General features: G+C 57.6%; 2 protein-coding genes and 1 pseudogene. All 3 read left to right on the top strand.

What is annotated here, in order from left to right; translation table 11 throughout:
* Positions 1-194: pseudogene (locus D6877_RS27405) on the top strand (carbohydrate kinase); the annotation flags it as partial.
* Positions 195-414: 220 nt separating this feature from the next.
* The gene (locus D6877_RS27410) at positions 415-660 is read left to right on the top strand and encodes a plasmid stabilization protein (RefSeq protein ID WP_076565651.1); all 246 of its coding nucleotides are present in this window, start codon (positions 415-417) and stop codon (positions 658-660) included.
* On the top strand, positions 657-1,076 hold the full coding sequence (locus tag D6877_RS27415) for a type II toxin-antitoxin system VapC family toxin (RefSeq protein WP_122692813.1): 420 nt from the start codon (positions 657-659) through the stop codon (positions 1,074-1,076). The genes D6877_RS27410 and D6877_RS27415 overlap by 4 nt, the downstream gene beginning before the upstream one ends.
* Positions 1,077-1,699 lie beyond the last annotated feature (623 nt).

The raw sequence follows: 1,699 nt of genomic DNA on the forward strand, positions 1-1,699 counted from the left end.
CGGTGGGGTTGGGATTGCATCGGGATTTTCCATCGGCCATTGCGGCGATGACTCGGGTTGGAGCGGTTTTCACACCGCAGCCTGAGGCGCAGAAGGTTTATGAGCAGTTGTATAAAGAGGTGTATTTGCGCATGTACCGGCAGCTCAAACCTCTGTACCAAAGCATCCGCAAAATCACCGGGTATCCCGAATAGTCCTGACACCCTAGACCCCTGTGGGAGCGAGCCTGCTCGCGAAGGCGGAGTGTCAGTCAATGATGATTCGCCTGACCCACCGCTTTCGCGAGCAGGCTCGCTCCCACGGGGGTATTGCGGAGTGCCGGTGCCGACGGTGCCGTTCGGCTAAGCCTCACTCCTTTCAGGCCTGAATATGCTAGCCTGCAATCAATGATTTCATTGATTGCAGGAGGGCGACATGGCCAGCATCACCATTCGAAACCTTGACGAGAAGCTCAAGGAGCAGTTGCGCATTACCGCTGCACACAACGGACATTCCATGGAAGAAGAGGCTCGGCTGATTCTGGGCCGAGCGCTCACCACGGTTGATCGTGCCGGAGGGCTGGGCAGTCGGATCCACCAGCGTTTCAGCGCCGAGGGCGGAGCCGAGCTCGATCTGCCTGCGCGTGCAGAAAAACCGCTTGGGGTGGACTTTTCTGAATGATAGTGCTCGATACCAACGTTCTATCCGAATTCATGCGTATCGAACCCGAGGCTCAAGTGTTGGCTTGGGTGGATGCGCAACCGGCCATGGACCTGGCCATCAGCGCAATCACCGTGGCGGAGATACTGCACGGCATCGCTCGATTACCTTCCGGCAAGCGCAAACAAAAACTCCAGGCCCACGCTTTGGCAATGTTTGAAGAGGATTTTGCCGGGCGGATTTTGCCATTCGATGCCCACGCAGCCGTCGAGTACGCGACGCTGGTCGCCGATGCAGAGGCGAAGGGGCGGGGGACTGCAATGGCCGATGCGCAAATCGCAGCGATCTGCCGAAATCGTGGAGCCGCGATTGCTACGCGCAATGTCCGGGATTTCGAGTTTTCCGGGATTGAAGTGATCAATCCGTGGCAGGTCTGAAAATCTGCTCTGTCATTCAAACCGCATTCGCGAGCAGGCTCGCTCCCACAGGGTTTTGCGGTGTGATCAAAATCCAGCGAGCCCCACAGATCCAATGTGGGAGCGAGCCTGCTCGCGAAGGCGCAGTGTCAGGCAATGTTGATTTGACTGACCCACCGCCATCGCGGGCAAGCTCGCTCCCACAAGAAATCTGCGGTCTGCTCAAAATCCAGCGAGCCACACAAATCCAATGTGGGAGCGAGCCTGCTCGCGAAGGCGGAGTGTCAGGCGACGTTGATCTGATTGACCCACCGCCATCGCGGGCAAGCCCGCTCCCACAGGGATTTTCGGTGAGCTCAAAATCCGGTGAGTCACACAAATCCAAATGTGGGAGCGAGCCTGCTCGCGAAGGCGCAGTGTCAGGCAACTTTGATTTGATTGACCCACCGCCATAGCGGGCAAGCCCGCTCCCACAGGGATTTTCGGTGAGCTCAAAATCCGGTGAGTCACACAAATCCAAATGTGGGAGCGAGCCTGCTCGCGAAGGCGCAGTGTCAGGCAACTTTGATTTGATTGACCCACCGCCATAGCGGGCAAGCCCGCTCCCACAGGGATTTTCGGTGAGCTCAAAATCCGGTGAGTCA

The sequence above is a fragment of the Pseudomonas sp. Sample_9 genome (assembly GCF_004307535.1).
Lineage (GTDB): Bacteria > Pseudomonadota > Gammaproteobacteria > Pseudomonadales > Pseudomonadaceae > Aquipseudomonas > Aquipseudomonas mercuritolerans.